This window comes from Pseudomonadota bacterium (assembly GCA_039196715.1).
In the GTDB taxonomy this organism is placed as follows: Bacteria; Pseudomonadota; Gammaproteobacteria; order CALCKW01; family CALCKW01; genus CALCKW01.
In genome coordinates, this window is sequence record JBCCUP010000051.1 from 1 (window position 1) to 18679 (window position 18679).

Genomic DNA, 18679 nt, shown 5'->3' on the forward strand with positions numbered 1-18679 from the left:
AGCAGGCCGGCGGTGTTGTTGATCAGCGCGTCGCGCACGAACTCGCGGCCCGAGGTCAGGCTGCGCGGCTCTTCGCTGCTGAGGATGGTGATCAGGTACTTGTTTTGACCGTCTGCGCCGTTGACGTACCAGTTCATCACGGTGGCGAAGGTGTAGGTCGCGATCAGCAGCGACACCAGCACCAGCGGGAAGCCCCAGACCTTGATGTTGTAGATCAGGAACACCACGACCGAGGCGAACAGGATCAGCGGCAACCACGCGCCGGTGGTGCTTTGGCAGGCCGGGTCGTCGGCGGTGTCGGGGATCGGCAGGCCGAGCAGTTCGGCGTACTCGATGTCGGCGTCCAGGGCCTGCTGCACCAGGGCGGCACGGTCGCCTTTGACCACGTCGATCAGGCACACGGCTTCGAGCTCGGTCAGGTAGCTCAACGAAATTGCGGCGGCGGCGAACACCAGCGCAAAGTCGACCACCAGACCGAAACGGCGCGTGAGCGCGCCGCGGTCGAACCAGCTCCGCCACATCGAGTGCTTCAGCGCGACGATCAGCATCATCCAGAAGAACACGATCGGGTAGAGCCACTCGGTCGGGAAGCGTCTGACTTTGAAGCCGCTGTTTCCGGTGATGGACTTCCAGAGCTCATCCCAGCCGGGGATCGCCGGTGTGACGTTCAGCAACCCGACGACCACCAGGCCGAGCCCGAGCCAGTAGACCAGGTCGTCGACCGGGCCGGAGGATGTCAGCTTGGCGTGTTGGGCGGGTGCGCTGTTGGCCATGGATGCTCAGCTGCGTGACGTACTTGCGTTAAAAAACGGGCGGCCCCGGTGGTCGCCCGCTGTGTTGCAATCTATTTTCGAGGTCAGATGGTGTCGTCACGGGCTGCGCAGTGAGGTGAGGGTGGCCATGTGCGAGATCCGTAGCGCAGTGTATGTGGGAATACACTCGCGTTGGTCGCGCAGCAATCCGTGCCACGGCGGAGCCGCACACAGCCCCGTGTGTGGCCCGTGACATCAGCATCTAGGGCTTTGCACAGTCGGCGACAGTTTGCCCGGCCTCTTCCCAGGCGCGTACGGCCCCGGGGTGGAACTTGACCGGGTTCGGACCGCAAAGTCCGGCTACTTTCGAGTCGAGCACGCCGAAGTTCAGCGTCGCCATGAACGGCGCGAGCTTCTTGTGCGTCTCGAGGTTCTCGATGTGGGCCTTGGTCAACTGGTAGGCGATGTCCTCGTCCATGCTCTTGTTGACGAAGTCGCCGCCGACCACGGCCATGCCGCGGAAGGTGTCGTCCTCGGAGACCACGGTCCAGTTGTCACCCATGCTGGCCTGCGCCTGCGCGAGCGGGATGGTGTAGGCGACCGAGCCGGGCTTGTTCAGGAGCTTCTTTGCCTGCTCGCTCTCGAAGGTGTCCTTGGGCAGCGAGAAGAGCGTCATCGCGCCGGCGGCACTGGCACGCGTGACGCGCGGCCCCGGAAACATCAGCGGAATCGCGGCGACGTCAGCGGTGCCGTCGATCACGGCAGAGGCGGCCTGGTTCCAGTTGACGGTGACCGACTCGTAGTCGGTCTCGGCCTTGGCGCCGCCGAACAGCTGGATCAGGGCGCGCGAGTTGGTGGTAGCCGCGCCGCGCGGGGGCCCGTTCAACACCTTGCGGCCCTTGAGGTCGCCCCAACCTTTGATGCCCTTGGCGTCGTAGGCGTAGAGACTGAAGACGCTCAGCGTGTAGGGGTAGAGCAACTGGATGTTCGCTCCGAGTTCGGCGCCTTTTTCCTTGCCAAGCTTGGCATAGGGACCGGCGCCTCGGGTCAGCAGGAACGGCAGAATGAACGGTCCGTTGACGATGTCGACCTTGCCTTCGGCCAGCGCCTGGACGTAGTTGGTGCCGGTTTGGCCGTCCTTGAGCTGGATATTGGCGATGCCGCGGTCGGCGGCGTACTCGACCAGCGCCGTGGCCGTGAGGCCGACCGCGGTACCGGCGCCGGCGGTGTTGGACGTGAGGTTCACCTCGGCCAGCGCGGCCGTCGCAGGGAGCGCAGCGAGCAACGCCACGGCCGTGGTTTTCAAGCGTTTCAACATGGGTGCCTCCAAGTGGTGGTCTGCCGGTCTCTGCGCCGTCTTACAGGCGCCATGGTGTGTTGTGGTTTGGTTGACGAGTCAATCTATCGCAACGTTGCAATGCAGTCCACGTGCAGCTGCACTTTTGTTCACTCTGCTGTGGTGCGGCGCCAGCGTGCTCAGCGAGCGAACCGTGACAACCCGGACCGTCGCTAGGCCAATTGCGCGGCCGCGGTCGTCGGTTCGTACACCCGCGCATTCAGTGGGGTGTCGGGGTCGAGCGACGGGATCGCCGAGAGGAGCGCATCGGTGTAGGCGTGTCCCGGGTTGCTGAAGATCGACCGGGTGTGAGCCTGCTCCATGATTTCGCCGTGGTACATCACTGCCACTTCGTCGCACACATGGGCAACCACGGACAGGTCGTGACTGATGAACAGAATGGTCAGGTCGAGTTCGTGTTGCAGGCTCTTCAGGAGGTTCAGGATGTCGGCCTGGATTGACACGTCCAGCGCGGCGACAGCCTCGTCGGCGACAACGAACTTCGGACCGCAGACCAGGGCCCGTGCGATCGAGATCCGCTGGCGTTGACCGCCCGAAAAGGCGTGCGGGAAGCGGCGCAGGTGCTCGAGGTTCAGGCGGCACTTGGCCGCGATGTCGCGCACCCGCTCGTCGGTCTCGGCGCGGCTGCTGGTCAGGCCCATGACCTCCAGGGGTTCAGCGATGATGTCGCGCACGGTCATGCGGGGGCTGAGTGCCGCATACGGGTCCTGGAAAATCAACTGGCTGCGTTGGCGGTAGTCCCGCAACTCGGTCGGGTTGAGCGCGCCGACGTCGTAGCGGACGTCACCGTCGTCGTAGACGATTGCGCCGTGCGTCACCGGTGCCGCACGCAGGATGGCGCGCCCGAGCGTGGTCTTCCCCGAGCCGCTCTCGCCCACCAGGCCGTAGAAGGAGCCTTTCTCGATGGACAGGCTGACCTCGTTGACCGCCTTGACGACCGGTGTCTCCCCGATCCAGCGCCGACCCAGTGCATAGTGCACCGAGACGCGGTCAATCGTCACGAGCGGCCCGCCGGTCGACTCGGGTTTTGTGTCGGCGTGCGCCGCCACTGGCGTGACGCTCGGTGTCTCGATGCCAACCGGGCTTGCAATGTCATCGGGAAACAGCGCGGCAAAGTGGCCCGGTGACACCTCGCTCAAGGGCGGCACCTCGGTTTCGTAGCGCGACCCAGCCTGCAGTGTGGGGTTGCGGGTGTGGAAGACGCAGCCGTTCGGTCGGTCCAACGGGCTCGGGATGTCGCCAGGTATCGGCATCAGCGGCGCGTCGAGGTCGTCGAGCTTCGGCAGGGCGTTGATCAGTCCCCGCGTATAGGCGTGGGCAGGCTTGCGGATGACGTCGCGCACCGGGCCGGTTTCCATGATGCGACCGAGGTACATGACCGAGATGCGGTCGGCCACTTGGGCAATCACACCGAGGTCGTGGGTGATGAACAGAATGCCCATGCCGAACTCGGACACGAGGTCTTTCATCAGGCCGAGCACCTGCGCCTGGATGGTGACATCGAGCGCGGTGGTGGGTTCATCAGCGATCAGTAGGAGCGGCTTGGTCGACAGCGCCATGGCGATCATCGCGCGTTGCCGCATACCGCCGGAGAGCTCGAAGGCGTACTGGTTGAAACGGCTGGCGGGTTCTCGGATGCCAACGCGGTCGAGCATCGTGATCGACAGGTCCTTCGCGGCGGACGCCGACAGATCGGTGTGGAGTTGCAGCTGCTCGACCATCTGCTTGCCGATCGAGATGGCCGGCGCGAAACTCGCCATCGGCTCCTGGAAGATCATGCTGACCGCGCCGCCCCGCACCACTTGCAGCTCGCTCGCTGTGCGCAAGGACAGCACGTCCACAGCGCCGTCGTTGGTGTGCAGGGTGATCCTGGAATGCGGCCCGTAGACCGCGTTCTTGGCATTGAGGTGCATCAGCGCCTTGGCCGTCACCGATTTGCCGGAACCGCTTTCACCGACCAGACCCACCACTTCGCCCGCCCCGATCGAAAACGAGACGTCGTCGACGACCGTGATCAGCCCTTCGTCGGTCTTGAACTGGATGGACAGGTTTTTGACGTCGATCAGCGGTTTCATGCAACCTCATGGCGTGACGACGGGCGTCTCGGGTCGTCCGCCCGAGTGAACGCGCCACGCGATGCCCAGATGGAACGGGATTACGGTATCACATCAGGTTACGGTGTTGATCCGCGGCCGCGTGTCGCCAACGACGGAGCGCCTTGTCGTCCCCGGCCTGTTGGCGAGACGGCAGCGCGTTCCGTGTGCTGTGACTGGAGGTCGAGCAGAGCGGCGGGCCCGGCGTTGACGTCACTACCACAGTTGCAATTGACCAACTGATTGCCCACGTCTCACGCAGATTGCACAGGAGACACTCGCCTGGCGCGGTTGGTGTAAAACGGGCCAGTGGGACAGCGGGCCAGATGGTCTGGGTCGCCGATGCGTTCACCGGAGCTCGGCGGTCCGGTGAGCCCCGGTGTCAGTGTCGGTGAGCGCGTTCAATCGCGATGTTGAGCAACACCTGCCGGCGTTCAGTTCGGGCGATGTGGATCGCTCGATCGAGTGCAGCGGGCAGTGCACCCCCGTCGGTCACGGTTTCGGTGTGGGCACGGCTCGCCTGGGCTGTGAGTGTGAAGTCGGGGCTCGGTCGCAGTGACGTGAGCGGCACGTCGTTGGACTTGCGCGCGAGTCCGTTCTTGTAAAGTCCTTCAACCGAGTGGCGGACAGCGCCCCATTCTTCGTTGTTCAGGACCAGCGTGATGACGGGCAGGCCGAGAGCCTCGCACACCTGGTGGCACGCCGTGGGGTTGGCGAACATGTAGCTGCCGTCGCCGACGGTTGCGAAGCAGAGTCGGTCCGGGTCTGCCAGTTGTGCGCCCATCGCCGCCGGTAGCCCCCAACCGAGCCCACCGGCGTGCGGCTCCTGGAAATAGCTGAGGTGGGTGTCGAGTTCCAGCGCAGGCAGCGGGCAACCGAGCTCGTGGAAAACACTCGCACGCTGACCGCGGATGGCCTGGCCGAGGCAGTGGCTGACCCACTCCTTTGACATCGGCGTGCCGTTGCCTGTGGCAGCTTGTGTTCGAGCGGATTCGCGCGCTGCATCGGACGCAGCCGTGACGCGGGCGCGGCGTGCGTCCACGTGCGCCCTGTCGACGCCCTGAGCCCGGACTGCCTCGATCAGTTCGAGCAGTGCGGGCCCGGTATCGCCGGCCAGGGTCAGGTCCGAGCGAAAGCTGCGCATCGGTGTCGAGCGGGCGAACAGCGGGTCCGGGCCGAGTTGGATCACGGTGGCGTCGGGGCTCGGCGCGGCGCGGTCTGGCCACCAGGGTGCCAACGCGTTGATCACAAGCACCACGTCGGCGTCCTTCAACAGCTCACCCGGGAACCAGTCGACGTGACAGGGCGACGACATCGGGATCGCGATCTGATTGGCCCAGTAGTGGGAAAGCGGTATCGCATGGTCTTCGACAAAGTGCGCCAGGGCCCGGAATGCCTCGTCTGAACCGGCGCCGCGTTGTGCGATGATCAGGGGGCGCTCCGCCTTGGCCAGACAGGCAGCGGCCTGGGCCAGCGCCGCCCGGTCCGGTGCTGCCCGCACGGGCGCGAGGGCTGACGGTGCGTCGAGTCCGGTGGGTGGGCAGGGCTCGCAGAGCACCTCGCGCGGGAGACTCAGGTACACCGGCCCCTTCGGTGTGGAGTTGGCGATCGACCAGCCGCGGTCGAGCACCGGAGCAACCTGGTCGGGGAACTTGAGTTCGTACTCCCACTTGCAGGCTTCACGCACCAGCGCGGTTTGGTCGTACATCTCCTGACCCCAACCGATCGGCACCGTCCGCGCGCCAAAGCGGTCCTGCTCGGCCACTGGCGTGCGCCCGGACATCATGAACACGGGGATCTGGTCGCAGGCTGCGTTGATCGCGCCGATGCTGCCGTTGGCGAGTCCGACGTTGGTGTGCAACATGACGGCTTGGGCACGCCCGGTGAGCAACGTGTAGCCGTGTGCCATACCCATGGCGACGTGCTCGTGTGGCACCACCACCGCCTCGGGCAGTGGGATGCCCTGGTCGCGCGCTTCGATCAAGCCCTCGATGATGGGCGGGAAGTCCGTACCGGAGTTGGCAAAAACATAGTCGACGCCAAGCGCCTTGAGCTTGCCGAAGAGGGCGCCACCGGCGGTGACGCCGTCAGTCTGTGCGTCGCCGGACATCAGATCGGGTAGTGCTGCTGGGGGTCTTCGACCGTGATCCAACGCAGCTCGGTGAATTCGTCGATTGCTGCCGAGCCGCCGAAGCGGCCATAGCCGCTCGCCTTGGTGCCGCCGAAGGGCATCTGTGCCTCGTCACCGACGGTTGGGCCGTTGATGTGCGCGATACCCGTTTGCATGCGCTTGGCGATCTCCATGCCTCGACGGACATCGCGTGTGAACACGGCGCCCGAAAGCCCGTACTCCGTGTCATTTGCGATCTCGACGGCATTGTCTTCGTTCGAGGCGCGGATGACCGTCGTCACCGGGCCGAAACTCTCGGCCGAGTAGATGGCCATGGACGGTGTGACATCGGCGACGACGGTCGCCGGCATGATCGTGCCGGTGTCGGGCGCGCCGCCGGCCAGTAGCCGGGCACCATGGTCGAGTGCATCTTCGATCAGGCGGGCGACGTGGTCGACGGTGTCGCGGTCGACAACGGACCCCAACGGCACACCGTCGTCCGGTGTGCCGGATGCGAGGCTGTTTGCTTTTTCGGCAAAGGCCGAGCAAAAGGCGTCGTAGACACTCGAGTCGACAATGACCTTCTCTGTCGACATGCAGATCTGGCCCTGATTCATGAAGGCGCCGAAGCCGGCCGCGTTCACGGCAGCGTTGATGTCCGCGTCGTCCAGCACGATCAGCGGGGCCTTGCCGCCGAGTTCAAGCAGGCAGGGCTTGAGGTGTGTGGCTGCGCGCTCGGCGATCAGCGAGCCGACGCGGGTTGAGCCCGTGAAGTTGATGCGCCGTGTCAGTGGGTGGTCGATCAGCGCATTGACGACGTCAGGCGCGTCGTTGGCCGCGTGCGTGATGACGTTCAGCACCCCGGGTGGCAGGCCGCCCTCGGCCATGCACTGACCGATCAGACTGTGCAGGCCCGGGCACTTCTCGGACGCTTTCAGCACCACCGTGTTGCCACAGGCGATCGGCATTGCAAAGGCCCGCACACCGAGGATGATCGGCGCGTTCCAGGGTGCCATGCCAACCAGCACACCGACCGGCTGACGGTAGCCCATCGCGAGCGTACCGGGCTTGTTTGCGGGGATCACCTCGCCCTTGATTTGCGTCGTCATCGCAGCGGCTTCGCGCAACATGCCGGCGGCCAACATCACGTTGAAGCCGAACCAGGGCGCCGTGCCGCCCGTCTCGCGTTTGCCGAGTGCGATGAAATCGTCCGAGCGTGCCTCGAGGGCATCGGCGCAGGCGTTCAGCACGGCCCGCCTTGCACTCGGCCCCAGGGTTGACCAGGCGGGGAAGGCCGCGTCGGCGGCGCGGACCGCCTTGTCCACATCGGCGGCACGTGCCGCCGCCGCTGTGCTTGCCACCTCGCCGGTGACGGGAGAGAGACGGGTGAACACGTCGCCGCTGTCGGCGGCCACGGCGGCGTTGTCAATCAAGAGATCAACGTGCATGAACGGTCCTTAATCTTAATAATTGAGATTAGTATCTAACATTTTGTAATATGTGCCAATCGTCGTCAACGCAAACCGGTTGTACGCCCGTGCCCACGCCCCTGAACAGTTCGCTTGTCAAAGGGTTCGAAATCCTCTCCTTGTACACACGATCCCGGCCGGAGCTCTGCGCGGCTGACCTGGTTGCGCAGCTCGGGTTGAACAAGGCGACGGCGCACCGCTTCCTGGTGACGCTCGAAGCGGTTGGCGCGGTGAGGTCCACCAAACGGGGCTACTTCGCGCTTGGCCCGAAGATCGACGAACTCGGGCAGACCTCAGCGGACACCGGGGCCATTGCCGTGCTTGCGCAACCTGAACTGAGGGCACTGGCCGACACACTCAACGAATCGGTCATGCTGTGCAGACTTGGCAAGGGTGGCCCCACTTGCGTCGCGGTGGCCAACTCCACCCAGGCCATTTCAGTCAACATCACAGTGGGCACGGTGCTGCCCGTTCACGCCTCGGCGCAGGGCAAGCTCTGGCTGGCCGAGATGGACCCGAGGACCCGCGCCGCCCGGCTCGATGCGGCAGGGGTACTGGCGGCACCGGGCGCGCCGCTCGACCGGGAGCGCCTGGAGGCCGAACTCGACAGCGTTCGACAACAGGGGTACGCAACCAACCTCGGTGAGAACGAGACCGACATTGCAGCGGTGTCGGTCGCCGTCCGCTGGCCTGACGGCAGGATGGCCTATTCGCTCTCGGTGTTCGGCCTCCTTCGTCGGTTTGACACTGCATTCAGAGCCAGAGCGAAAGCGGCCTTGGACACCGCTGCGCAGCGCATTGGAGCGTTCGTTCAATGAGACTGACGGACGGCGTGTGACGGCGTCCCTGCCGAATGTGTCGTGATGGGCCGCGCCACTGTTGCAGGTATGGGCACGCTCGAAACGGCAACGCAGTGAACGGGTCTGCGGTACGCGCGTCTCACAAAGCGTAAGCGGTGAGGAGTGTCGAGGGGTCGCTTGTGGGCAACAGCCTGGTTCGGGGATCAGTAGGTTGGCTGTTCTCTCTGGTGCGGAATGCCGCCGCTACCCTCCGATGCGGTGCGGTCCTGTGGACTGTGTGTTTGTGTTCGTTGCTCGGTGGCGGCGCGGCCCACGCAAGCTCGACCGCAATGCTCTCAGACTACGCGCTGGCGCAGTTCGGTGCGCCCCCGGCGGTGCCGAGCGGGGCGTTGCCCGACGCGGCCCGTCGGGCGGTCGATGCGTTTGTCGCGCACAGCCTCGACCCCGCTGCCGACCCCGGGGCCGATGCGGCGGTGTTGCAGGCCGTCGCGGACACCGCCGACCCGCGGCTGGTCTGGGTGATAGCCGATGTCATGCGCTTCACCTGGCGGTCTGCGACGTTCTCGGCGCTCGCCGACACGGGGCGCGCACTGCTGGGCATCGCATTCGAGTCGATTTCGGTGCGTGAGGAACTGCTCGACCACTTGATCGCCTGGCGGGTGCCGGCCTACCCCGGGTACCTCGCGCACAAGCGGGCGGTGTTCACGCGCTACGTGGACGGCTGGGACCGCCTTTTCGTCGAGGGCGACATCGCCTGGGAACGCGTGTCCTGGGGCGGCGTCAACATCGATGCCCGGCGGTTCGGCGACCCCGACACGGCTTGTGCGTGCATCCCGGCCGCGGACAACCCGGACGTCAGCAACGCAAGCGATGCCACGTGGCTGCGCGACACCGACATCGTCTTCGGGGTGTCGGTGAACGGCGAGCACCGGGCCTACCCGCGGCGCATCATGGAGGTGCGCGAGATGGTCAACGACACCCTCGGGGGGCGTGCACTCGGCATCCCCTACTGCTCGCTCTGCGGCGCGGCCCAGGCCTATTTCACCGACGGCCTGCCGCCGGGTGTGGCGCGCCCGGTGCTGCGCACCTCTGGGCTCTTGATGCGGTCGAACAAGGTGATGTACGACCTCAACACCGACTCCCTGTTCGACACCTTCCTCGGGCGTGCGGTAACCGGGCCACTTTCGGAGGCGGGTGTGGTGCTGAAAGCGGCGTCCGTGGTCACGACCGAATGGGGCGCGTGGAAAGCCGCGCACCCGGACACCACGGTGTTGGTCGAGGCCTTGGCGCTGGGTCGCGACTACGACCTGCGCAACACCCGCGATGCGCGCGGGCCGATCTTTCTGGTCGGCGACGTCGACCCGCGGCTGCCGGTGCACGAGGACATTGTTGGCGCGATCGCGCCGGACGGCACCCCAGTGGCGTTTCAGCGCACCGCAGCGGTGCTGGCACTGCAACGCGGCGAAACGGTGCAGCTCGCGGGCGTGCAGCTCGTGGTTGACGCGGGCGGGCTGCGTGCGACCGATGCGGACGGGAGCGACCTTGGCAGCCATCCGGCCTACTGGTTTGCCTGGTCGCAGTTTCACCCGGGCACCGAACTCTGGTTGCCCTAGGCGCGACACCGTGTGTGCCGCGCATGTATTCAGTGAACGGCACCGTGGGCCGGCGCCGTCCGCTCAGGTCCCTCAGGACGGGTTGTACGGCAGCGAAGAGTGGTGGAGGTTGATCTTCAGGTTGCCGTCAGCGTCCATCACGTAGCCAAAGGAGTACTCCACTTTGGTCTCGGTGCCGTCCGGACCGGTGAAGTAGTAGTTGCCCATGGCGGTTGCCGCGTCTTTCGTGGTGAAGATACCGTTGCTCTCCCAACGCACGTTGGTCCAGCCCTTGATGGCGAAGCCGCTGTCCTCGCTGCCTTGGGTGCCGATGAAGTAGCTCAATGCCTCGTCGAAGGTTTCGCGGAACTGGTCTTCGGCTGCGAGTGTGGGCTTGAACATCACGTCGGAGACGCCGTACGCGTAGAGCGCGTTGATGTGGTCGGTCGCGCGCGCAGCGTAGTCACCGCCCTCGGTGTGGATCTTGGCGATCGCGACGATCCCCTCGCCCCAGGTGGTCTGCGCGTCGATCACCTGCTGTTCGGTGATGGCGCTCGCCCAGGCTGAACTGGCCAACAGGGTTGCGGCTGTGCCGGCGAGAAAGGAATTCCGTGTCATGGGTTATACCTCTGTGTCGGGGCATCGTGGAGGGTGGCGACCGGTCGTGGCCCCGGCTCGGTCCGGCCGTGTGCGTTCTCTCGGATGACGCGATGCAGTAGAGGGCTGGAAGCCGGAGGAATTCCGATTAAAACCCCATGAACGGAGCATGAACGGCGTGGTCTGCCGCCTGGCCACGCTGCCGTACTGCGTCGTTGTCACGGGGAATTTCAGGCGGGTGTATAAGACAAGGCCGTGTCACGCCCAGCGCGTAACACGGCCTTGGATTGCCGTCCCTACGGGATCAGCGTGGCCCTGACCGTGCTCACCGGCGACTGCGTGGTACCGTCAGTCAGTGTCACGGCGTAGGACGGTACGACGCTCCCGCCACCGTGGACGAACCGGATCACGCCGCCGTCCACTTCCGCTTGGGTGAAGCCGGCGATCGCGGTGGTCGGGTTGTCGCGGTGCGCGAAGTAACCGCCCCTCACCTGGGACACGCTGTAGCGCAGCTCGGACGGTGCCGAATCCGTGTCGGTGGCGTTGAGGTTGGTTCGCATCAGCGTCAGCGTTTGGCCTGGTTTGATGTTGAGGTAGTTGCCTGTGATTTCCGGCCAGGGGTTGCCTTCGGCTGGTTCCGGGTTGGCGCCACCGTTTGTTGTGTCGCGCAGCGGCGGTAGTGTCGTTGCTGCCGCCGGTGCGCTGCCCACGAATCCACCTGTGACGCGTGCATCCGTCTGGGCATCTGCCGGCAGGATCGCACCGCCGAATGCCAAGCCGTACTGTGTTAACAGCTGCTGGTTGGTCTGGCCAACAAAGCGTTGCGGTACCTGCTCGGAACCTGGCTCATCGCCCGGTGCGAGCAATTCCGGCAGAGGAACGTAGCTCGCAGCTTGCTGAGGAAAGTAGATTCCACGACCGTCCAGAACCAGGTGATCGGGCAGCACGAAGTAGTATGGCTGGAAGTCGACCTCGAGGACCGGGGAGAGCTCGATGTTTCGGCGCTCCGATTCCCGGCCTGCGACCGCTGTGCCGCTCAGGTCACCAAAGGTGACGTTGTTCATGGTGATGGTTCTCGGCCCTTGCACGGGTTCTGAGATCAGCATGTCGCGCACGTTCCGCAGCGTGAGGTTCTCCATCAGCCACTGGTCGTTCCGGGGGGCGACGAAGCCCATCTCGAAGCCCTCGATGGTGACCGAATCGATGTGGCCGAAGCCGTTGGTAATCTCCGTGCCAAGGTCAAGCCCGACCCCCGAGTTGGCGGTGCCCGGGTCGAGGTAGAAGGGTGCGCCGATGCCGACGATTCGGCTGTCCTTCAAGCTCATGCGCGCGGTGTAGTTCAGCAGCACGCCATCGCGGTTACCCCAGACTGTGAGGCCGGAGATGGTCGGGTTCAGTGTGTCGATGTACGCCTGGGGCGGGGGTGCGTGAAACGCGCTGCCGCCTTCGCCCATGTAGCTCTGCGAGTGGGTGTACCGCACCCGGAAACCGATCGAGGAGCCGTAGGCTTCGTTGCCGCTGATCTCGGCGACCGGCGCCCACCACGTCGGGATCTCCTCGCGGTTGGGAATCAGGTTGCCATTTTCGACGTGCGCCACCTTCACCGTGCGACGGCCGGGGTTGGCAAGGTCGGCCTCGACGAGTCCGTCAGCCCAGTAGATGATGCCGTGTGCGGTCGAGCCCGCCGAGACGTTGTTGATCATGCTCACGCCGTGGCCGGACAACCAGTAGCCGTCGCCGTCGTTGCCGAACTCCTGGTTATCGTGGCCGAGGTCCGGGTCGATTGCACCGCCGACCGAGTCGAACTGAAAGGCATCGTTGACCGAGCGGATTGCAATGTTGCCTTGCATCGAGCCGATCTCGTCGCCCGCTTCGGTGTAGAAGCCCGTGCCCTGCACGTCGTAGGACACGTTGTCGACGAAGTTGACGTGCGCCGAGTGCATCACGAAACCCCAACCTGGGCTGTTGAAGACCACGCTGCCGCGGACGAGCGCCGGCGTGCTGCTCGGGTCCACACCGCCGCGGTGGAAGTGTATTGGGTAGCGTCCTCGGACGTTGTAGCTGTTGCCCCGGCTTGTGGTGAAGACGACGGGTGCGCCGCTGTTGTTGCCGACGGCGTCTTCGCTGAACTCGAAGCGGATGTCATCGAGCTCGTGGGTCTTGTCGGTGCGCCCCATGTCGGTGAAGCGCGCGTTTTCGATCGACACATCGAGCGTGTGCATCAACATCATGTGGGCGCGGTGGTGCAGAGAGGGGTTCTCCGAGCGAAACTCGATGTTGCGGGTGGTGTTGGCCACGTAGACATTCAGGCCTGCGCTCGGGGCGGCGTGGTCCAGCGCGAGCGGTTGGTCGAAGCCGATGATGCGGCCGTTGATTGATGACACGGTCCTGACTTCGTCACTGCGCGGGTCACCCACCACTGTGCCGGTGATGACAATCTGGTCGCCGACGGCCCAACCTGACGGCATCGCGTTGAGTTCGATCGTCTGTGCGCCTCTGGCCGCGGGCGCAGCCAGGACGGCGCGGTGGGTCTTGGCGGCCCCGTGCATCTCGGTCCGGCCCATCAGCAAGGCACCACGGCCGACTTGCGTGGTGTCGCAGGCCGCGTTGACCGCGCCGTCGTCAACGAACACGACCTCGGCCGTCACGGTGTCCTGGATGGGCGCCGAAGCCGTGCCGACGTGCAGTTGTCCCATCATCGTGCTCACCAGGGTGTCGACCAGGAGGCGGGTGTTGACCGTGTTCGCGAAGGCGAGGGTGCCGTCGACGCGGACCGTCTCCAACCGTGCAGACGCTTGTCCGTCAAGGGTGACCGTCGTCTGCGGTGGGATGTGGACGCGCGCGCCGTCGGTCGGCACGGTGTTGTTGGCCCAGGTGGCGGGGGACGACCAGTTGCCGGACGCAACCGCCGTGTGGGTCACGTGCTCGAGCGCGACCAGCTCCATCATGTTGTTGGCGACGAAGGTGCACTCGGCGAGGTTGGTTGGCGCCGTGGGCTCCCGGTCGACTAGCTGCGATCCATCGCCATCGCCATCGCCATCGCCGTCCGAGCCATCGCCGTCCGAGTCATCGCCGTCCGAGCCATCGCCGTCCGAGTCATCGCCGTCCGAGTCATCGCCGTCGGAGTCATCGCCGTCGGAGTCATCGCCGTCCGAGTCATCGCCGTCGGAGTCATCGCCGTCGGAGTCATCGCCGCCAGAGTCATCGCCGTCGGAGTCGCCTGTATCGTCCTCGTCGTCGGCTTCCTCGTCGTCGCGGTCGTCATCACCCTCATCCGGGCCGTCTTCCTCGTCCGAGTCCCCGTCTTCCGCGTCGTCCTCACTGTCCTCGTCGTCCGGTTCGACGTCGTCGTCCTCGTCTTCGAGATCGCCGTCTTCGGTCTCTTCATCTTCGGTCTCTTCATCTTCGAGGTCTTCGTCCTCGGGGTCCTCCTCTTCAAGGTCCTCGTCATCGAGGTCTTCGTCATCAGGGACGTCCTCCTCGTCGGCATCGCGGCCCTCGGCACGCGCCTTGGCCATCGAGGCCTCGAGCGCTGCCAGGAACGTCTCGAAATTCCGGATCTCTTCACGCGACAAGCGCGTGTTGACCATGCTGCGGATTGCCGGGCTGACCTCCGGTGCGGCGGTCTCGGCGGCGAGGGGCGCCTGATGCAGTCCGAATGTGGACAGGATCAGAACGGACAGGGTGTTTCTCTGGAATCGAAGGGTCTTCATGGGGTTGCTCCTGGTCGGTCTTCCGATGGAAGCAATTTATGAAGAAGTTCCTGTTAACACTGTTGGGGAAGTGTTCGGGATTTGTAGCCGGGTTCGGGTTGCGTTCAGGGATGTTCGGCTTTTGTCGCCGATTGCGCGCAAAAGCACGAGGCGCCAACCGGTTGATCCGTGCGGGCGGCGGCGAGCTCGCGTTGCTGTCGGATCAGGGTTGCCTCCGCGGTGTCGCCGGCGCCGCGCTGGCGCAGGCAAGCGTCGAGGCCGGTGAGGCTCCAGACGTTGTCGGGGTGAATGCAGGCCCGAGGCAGCTCGCCTGCGAGCCCGAGGTCTTCCCGGTAGGCTTGCTCGGCGAGGTCGAGTCGGTCCTGCTCGAGTGCCAGCGCACCGAGGGCATGCCGGACGGGTTGCATCCAGCCCCAGGGCTCGTCGTAGTTGAGGCCATCCTCGAGTGCAATGGCTTTTTGCAAGTGTGTGAACGCGACGTCGTGGTTGCCCTTTCTGTATTCGAGTTCGCCGTCGAGCATCTCGGCAGCGATATCGAGCAGATCGACGCAGCGGTTGTTGTGGATGCGGCGACTGTCAGGCACGTGTGCGCGCGCTTTGAGGAAGTCCTGCCGTGCCGACTCGGCCGCCGGGACATCGCCGAGCGCGGCGTGGGCGACGGCCTTGGCGTAGTGCTGCGAGGCCGTCGTGTGGCAGTAGAGCGCCTGGTCCTCGCGCAGCGGGGCCGACACGATGTCGTGCCAGCGGCCAAAGCGGATCTGCACGTGGGTCTTGATCGAGAAGTAGCCCTCGAGCATGTCGGCCATCGGGGGGCTCGTCTTGCGCAGCAGCCGTTCCGGGATCTCCGACATCATGTCCTCGGCCGCCGTCATCGCCGGCGCGTATTGGCCGAGGAACATCGCGCTGTAGACCGCGAAGTGGTAGGCGTGAATGCGGTAGCTGGTGTAGAAGTTGATCCGCCCGTTGCGGTTGGCGAACTTGAGATCCGCCTCGATCCCTTTCAGGTTCCAGAACAGCGCGTCGTGGTAGTGGCCGCATTGAATGTCGATGTGGGTCGGCATGTGGATCAGGTGCCCGGCGTCGGGCACGAGCTCGCGCAACCGGTCTCCGGCACCCAGGGCTTTCTCCGGCGTCGGCGACATTTCCATCAGGTGCACATAGAGATGGAGGATGCCCGGGTGGTCTCGGCCGGTCGGCGTCTCGAGCGCGCGTTCGAGCACGGCTTGAGCGGCGAGTGAGTCAGCGCCATCTGCAACCGTGTTGTGCCGGATGTCCCACATGCGCCAGGGCGTTTGGTTGAGGATCGATTCCGCGTAGATTGCCGTGAGGTCGAGGTCGTCCGGGTGTGCTGCGTGGGCCGTTTTCATCGCCGCCGCGAAGTCGTCGTTCCAGGGCCGCTGGTCGTCGATCGGATCGCGCTGCGGGTAACGCGCAGGCAGGGCCTCGATCAGGGCGCGCTCCACCGGCGTGACTGCACCGACGAGGGCGAGTGCAGCCTTCGTGCTGTCGTAAGCGCGAGCGAGCGCGTCGGCCTTGGTGGTGGGGTCCATCTTCCACCACTCGAAGTTGTAGTTTGGCCCTGCGGCGTAGGCGATGCCCCAGTGGGCCATGGCGCAAGTCGGGTCGTGTGCGAGCGCCGTTTCGAAGCAGGCGACGGCTTTCTCGTGGTTATAGCCGTAGGTCCAGATCAGCCCGCGGTCGAACCAGGCCTGCGCGTCGCGGTTCGCCGTTGAGACCGGTCGGCGATACGCGCCAAGATTGTAGTAATCCATGTCCACCCACCCCGTTGCGCTCGTGCAGGAGACGCCGCGGCGTGGGCGCCTGCACGCAGCTTACCCGCTGGCCGATGGCGCGGGCCAGCGGTCTCGACCCGGTGTTGGGGTGTGTTTCGTGCTCGGGCGCATCAGCCGTTCAGGCCCGGCCAGCAACCTGCGCCTCGCACTCAGCGCCAGCGCAGGTTCTCGCGGTTCAGTTGGTCGATCTTGGTCACACCCATGAGCTTCATGTCACGCTCGATCTCGGTGCGCAGGTTGCCGAGCGCGCGCTCGACCCCGGCCTGGCCTGCCGCTGCGAGGGCGTAGAGGTAGAGCCGCCCGCCCGAGCAGGCCTTGGCACCGACGGACAGTGCCTTGAGGACGTGGGTGCCGCGCTGGATACCCGACTCGCAGATCACATCCAGTCGGTCGCCGACCGCGTCGACGATTTCGGCGAGCTGGTCGAACGGCGCACGAGAGCCGTCGAGTTGGCGGCCCCCGTGGTTGGACACCATGATGCCGGTGCAGCCGATGTCGGCGGCGCGCTTGGCGTCTTCCACGCTCATGATGCCTTTCAACGCGAACTGACCGTTCCACTGCGCGCAGAGTTTCTCGGCGTCGTCCCAGTTCATCGACTGGTCGAGCATGGTGGAGAAGTACTCGCCGACCGACACCGCGAGGTTGGTGCCCGCCGAGACGTGGCCCGAGAGGTGTGGCATGTCGAACTTCTCCTTGGTGAAGAAATTCCACGCCCACATCGGATGGGTGGCGAAACTCAGGGCGCTCGCCGCCGTGAGTTTCGGCGGTGAGGTGAAGCCTGTGCGCAGATCGCGTTCCCGGTTGCCGCCGGTGATGGTGTCGACGGTCAGCGCCATGACGTTGAAATTGGCCGCGCGAGCGCGCTCGAGCAACGCGTCGTTCAGCCCGCGGTCCTTGTGGAAGTAGAACTGGAACATCTTCGGACCGGGCGCGAGCTTTTCGATTTCCTCGACGGTCACGGTTGCGAGCGATGACACCCCGAACATGGTGCCGAATTTGGTCGCGGCCTTGCCGACGGCGCGCTCGCCGTCGTGGTGGAACAGACGCTGGAGGGCGGTCGGTGCGCAGTAGAGCGGCATGTCCAACTTCTGGCCCATGACCTCGACCGACATGTCGACGTCATCGACGCCGGCCAGCACGTTGGGCACGAGGTCGCAGTCGTCAAACGCTGCGGTGTTGCGGTTGTAGGTGCGCTCATCGTCGGCGGCGCCGTCGATGTAGTGGAAGATGGGCCCCGGCAGTCGGCGCTTCGCCAGTTTCCGGAAGTCGTTGAAATTGTGACAGTCGTTCAGGCGCACGCGGTGTGTCTCCAGCTGTGTGTCGGGTACGGCGCAATCCGCCAGTATATCGCTGAAACCGTCGATGGCGCAGGAAGTGTGTCGTCCCGGCGTGCACGACGGGCACGGCGCGGGCCGTGTTACGCGGTCCTTGAAACCCGGCCGGGCAGGCTGTTTGTCACGCTGCGCCAATAGTGGAGGCCGTGCTCCCGGTAGGGTGCCATCACCGCGAGACACGTCCCCTGCGCGCTGTACAACTCGATGAAGGTCACGTCTCGATCGCCGTCGGTGAAGCGCGTTTCCCAGCACGAGCCGATGTTGTTCAGGTCCAGTACCGACAGGCCAAGTCTGGACTGGAGCAGTACGTGTGAGCTCTGCACTGCCAGCCCGGTCACGACGCTCCCGTCCGCCTGCGTGCTCATGTCCCCGACCATCAGGCGCCAATAGGCCATGCCCATCTCCCGCATGTGTTCCAGCCAGCTGGGAATCACCAGCGGTGACACCGGGCGGGCGCGCTCGACACCCAGCAAGGGCAGGGCGCGCAGCCGATCTGCGCTGGTGGCCTGCTGGAACTGTGCGAGATGCCAGGCGGCCCCACCGGTATGCCAGCGGCGCTTCAGTGCGAGGGTGGCGGTCAGTGAATGCACGTTGTTGTCGTGTGCTGACAGCGGCCCGTCGGGTGAAGCCGGCACGCTGTCCGGCAGGGCATCCAGGGCCAGCCCCAGCGCCAGGTCGTTCAGCGCAACACGAAACTGCAGCGCGCCGGTGTGACCGAAGAAATGCAAGACGTCGAGATCGTCGTGCAGACCACTCGTGGGTGTGTAGGCGACGGTGGCAGGGGCAGTGTCGGCAAGTTGCAGAGCGAGACACTCGGTGGCCGGGTGCGAATCGAGCGCAGCCGTGCCCCAGCGAATACGGTGTGGCCGCGCGCAGCTCAAGGAATCCCCCTGCACAGTCGTGACCAGTGTGCGCGAGTGGTTCAGGGATTTCAGCGTGGCAGCGACGCTGGCGGGGTCAAGGTAGCGCAGGCCTGCAGGTCGCGAGGCATGCAAGTCCGCCAGGCACCGGATCTCGAGCGCGCCATCGTACTGCGCACGCCCACAAGGGCAGTGGTCACGTTGCATGG

At 65.3% G+C, this 18679-nt stretch carries 12 protein-coding genes; 2 read left to right on the forward strand and 10 right to left on the reverse strand.

The genetic code is table 11. The features are described from left to right. From AAGA11_15795 to AAGA11_15815, 5 genes are all read right to left on the reverse strand, one after another. A partial coding sequence (locus tag AAGA11_15795; GenBank protein ID MEM9604330.1) for a C4-dicarboxylate ABC transporter occupies positions 1–773 on the reverse strand: 773 nt, incomplete at its 3' end. Positions 774–1014: 241 nt separating this feature from the next. Further along, positions 1015–2070: a TAXI family TRAP transporter solute-binding subunit gene (locus AAGA11_15800; protein ID MEM9604331.1), complete on the reverse strand. Its 1056-nt coding sequence runs from the start codon at positions 2068–2070 to the stop codon at positions 1015–1017. A 191-nt stretch (positions 2071–2261) separates the two neighbouring features. Further along, a complete protein-coding gene (locus AAGA11_15805; GenBank protein ID MEM9604332.1) occupies positions 2262–4184 on the reverse strand; it encodes an ABC transporter ATP-binding protein in 1923 nt (640 codons plus the stop codon). Between the two features lie 400 nt (positions 4185–4584). Next, a complete protein-coding gene (locus AAGA11_15810) occupies positions 4585–6312 on the reverse strand; it encodes a thiamine pyrophosphate-requiring protein (protein MEM9604333.1) in 1728 nt (575 codons plus the stop codon). Next, positions 6312–7760, reverse strand: a complete 1449-nt coding sequence (locus tag AAGA11_15815) for an aldehyde dehydrogenase (protein MEM9604334.1) — start codon at positions 7758–7760, stop codon at positions 6312–6314. Before AAGA11_15815 ends, AAGA11_15810 begins: the two co-directional genes overlap by 1 nt. 89 nt (positions 7761–7849) lie before the next feature. On the opposite strand from AAGA11_15815, the gene AAGA11_15820 reads away from it, so the two are divergent. Beyond that, positions 7850–8599, forward strand: coding sequence for an IclR family transcriptional regulator (locus AAGA11_15820; protein MEM9604335.1), 750 nt, complete (start codon positions 7850–7852; stop codon positions 8597–8599). A gap of 311 nt (positions 8600–8910) precedes the next feature. Further along, a complete protein-coding gene (locus tag AAGA11_15825) occupies positions 8911–10194 on the forward strand; it encodes a DUF3179 domain-containing (seleno)protein (protein MEM9604336.1) in 1284 nt (427 codons plus the stop codon). Between the two features lie 72 nt (positions 10195–10266). Here AAGA11_15825 and AAGA11_15830 read toward each other — a convergent pair whose 3' ends face one another. The 5 genes from AAGA11_15830 to AAGA11_15850 form a co-directional block, all read right to left on the reverse strand. Beyond that, entirely contained in the window at positions 10267–10791 is a 525-nt protein-coding gene (locus AAGA11_15830; protein MEM9604337.1) for a phosphoribosyl-AMP cyclohydrolase, read from the reverse strand. A gap of 275 nt (positions 10792–11066) precedes the next feature. Next, the gene (locus AAGA11_15835; GenBank protein ID MEM9604338.1) at positions 11067–14483 is read right to left on the reverse strand and encodes a G8 domain-containing protein; all 3417 of its coding nucleotides are present in this window, start codon (positions 14481–14483) and stop codon (positions 11067–11069) included. A gap of 104 nt (positions 14484–14587) precedes the next feature. Next, positions 14588–16255 carry a tetratricopeptide repeat protein gene (locus tag AAGA11_15840; GenBank protein ID MEM9604339.1) on the reverse strand — a complete coding sequence of 556 codons (1668 nt, stop codon included), beginning with the start codon at positions 16253–16255 and terminating at the stop codon, positions 14588–14590. A gap of 170 nt (positions 16256–16425) precedes the next feature. Continuing rightward, a complete protein-coding gene (locus tag AAGA11_15845; protein MEM9604340.1) occupies positions 16426–17574 on the reverse strand; it encodes an alpha-hydroxy acid oxidase in 1149 nt (382 codons plus the stop codon). A 119-nt stretch (positions 17575–17693) separates the two neighbouring features. Next, positions 17694–18677 (reverse strand): hypothetical protein, encoded by a 984-nt coding sequence (locus AAGA11_15850; GenBank protein MEM9604341.1) that lies wholly within the window; start codon positions 18675–18677, stop codon positions 17694–17696. Positions 18678–18679 lie beyond the last annotated feature (2 nt).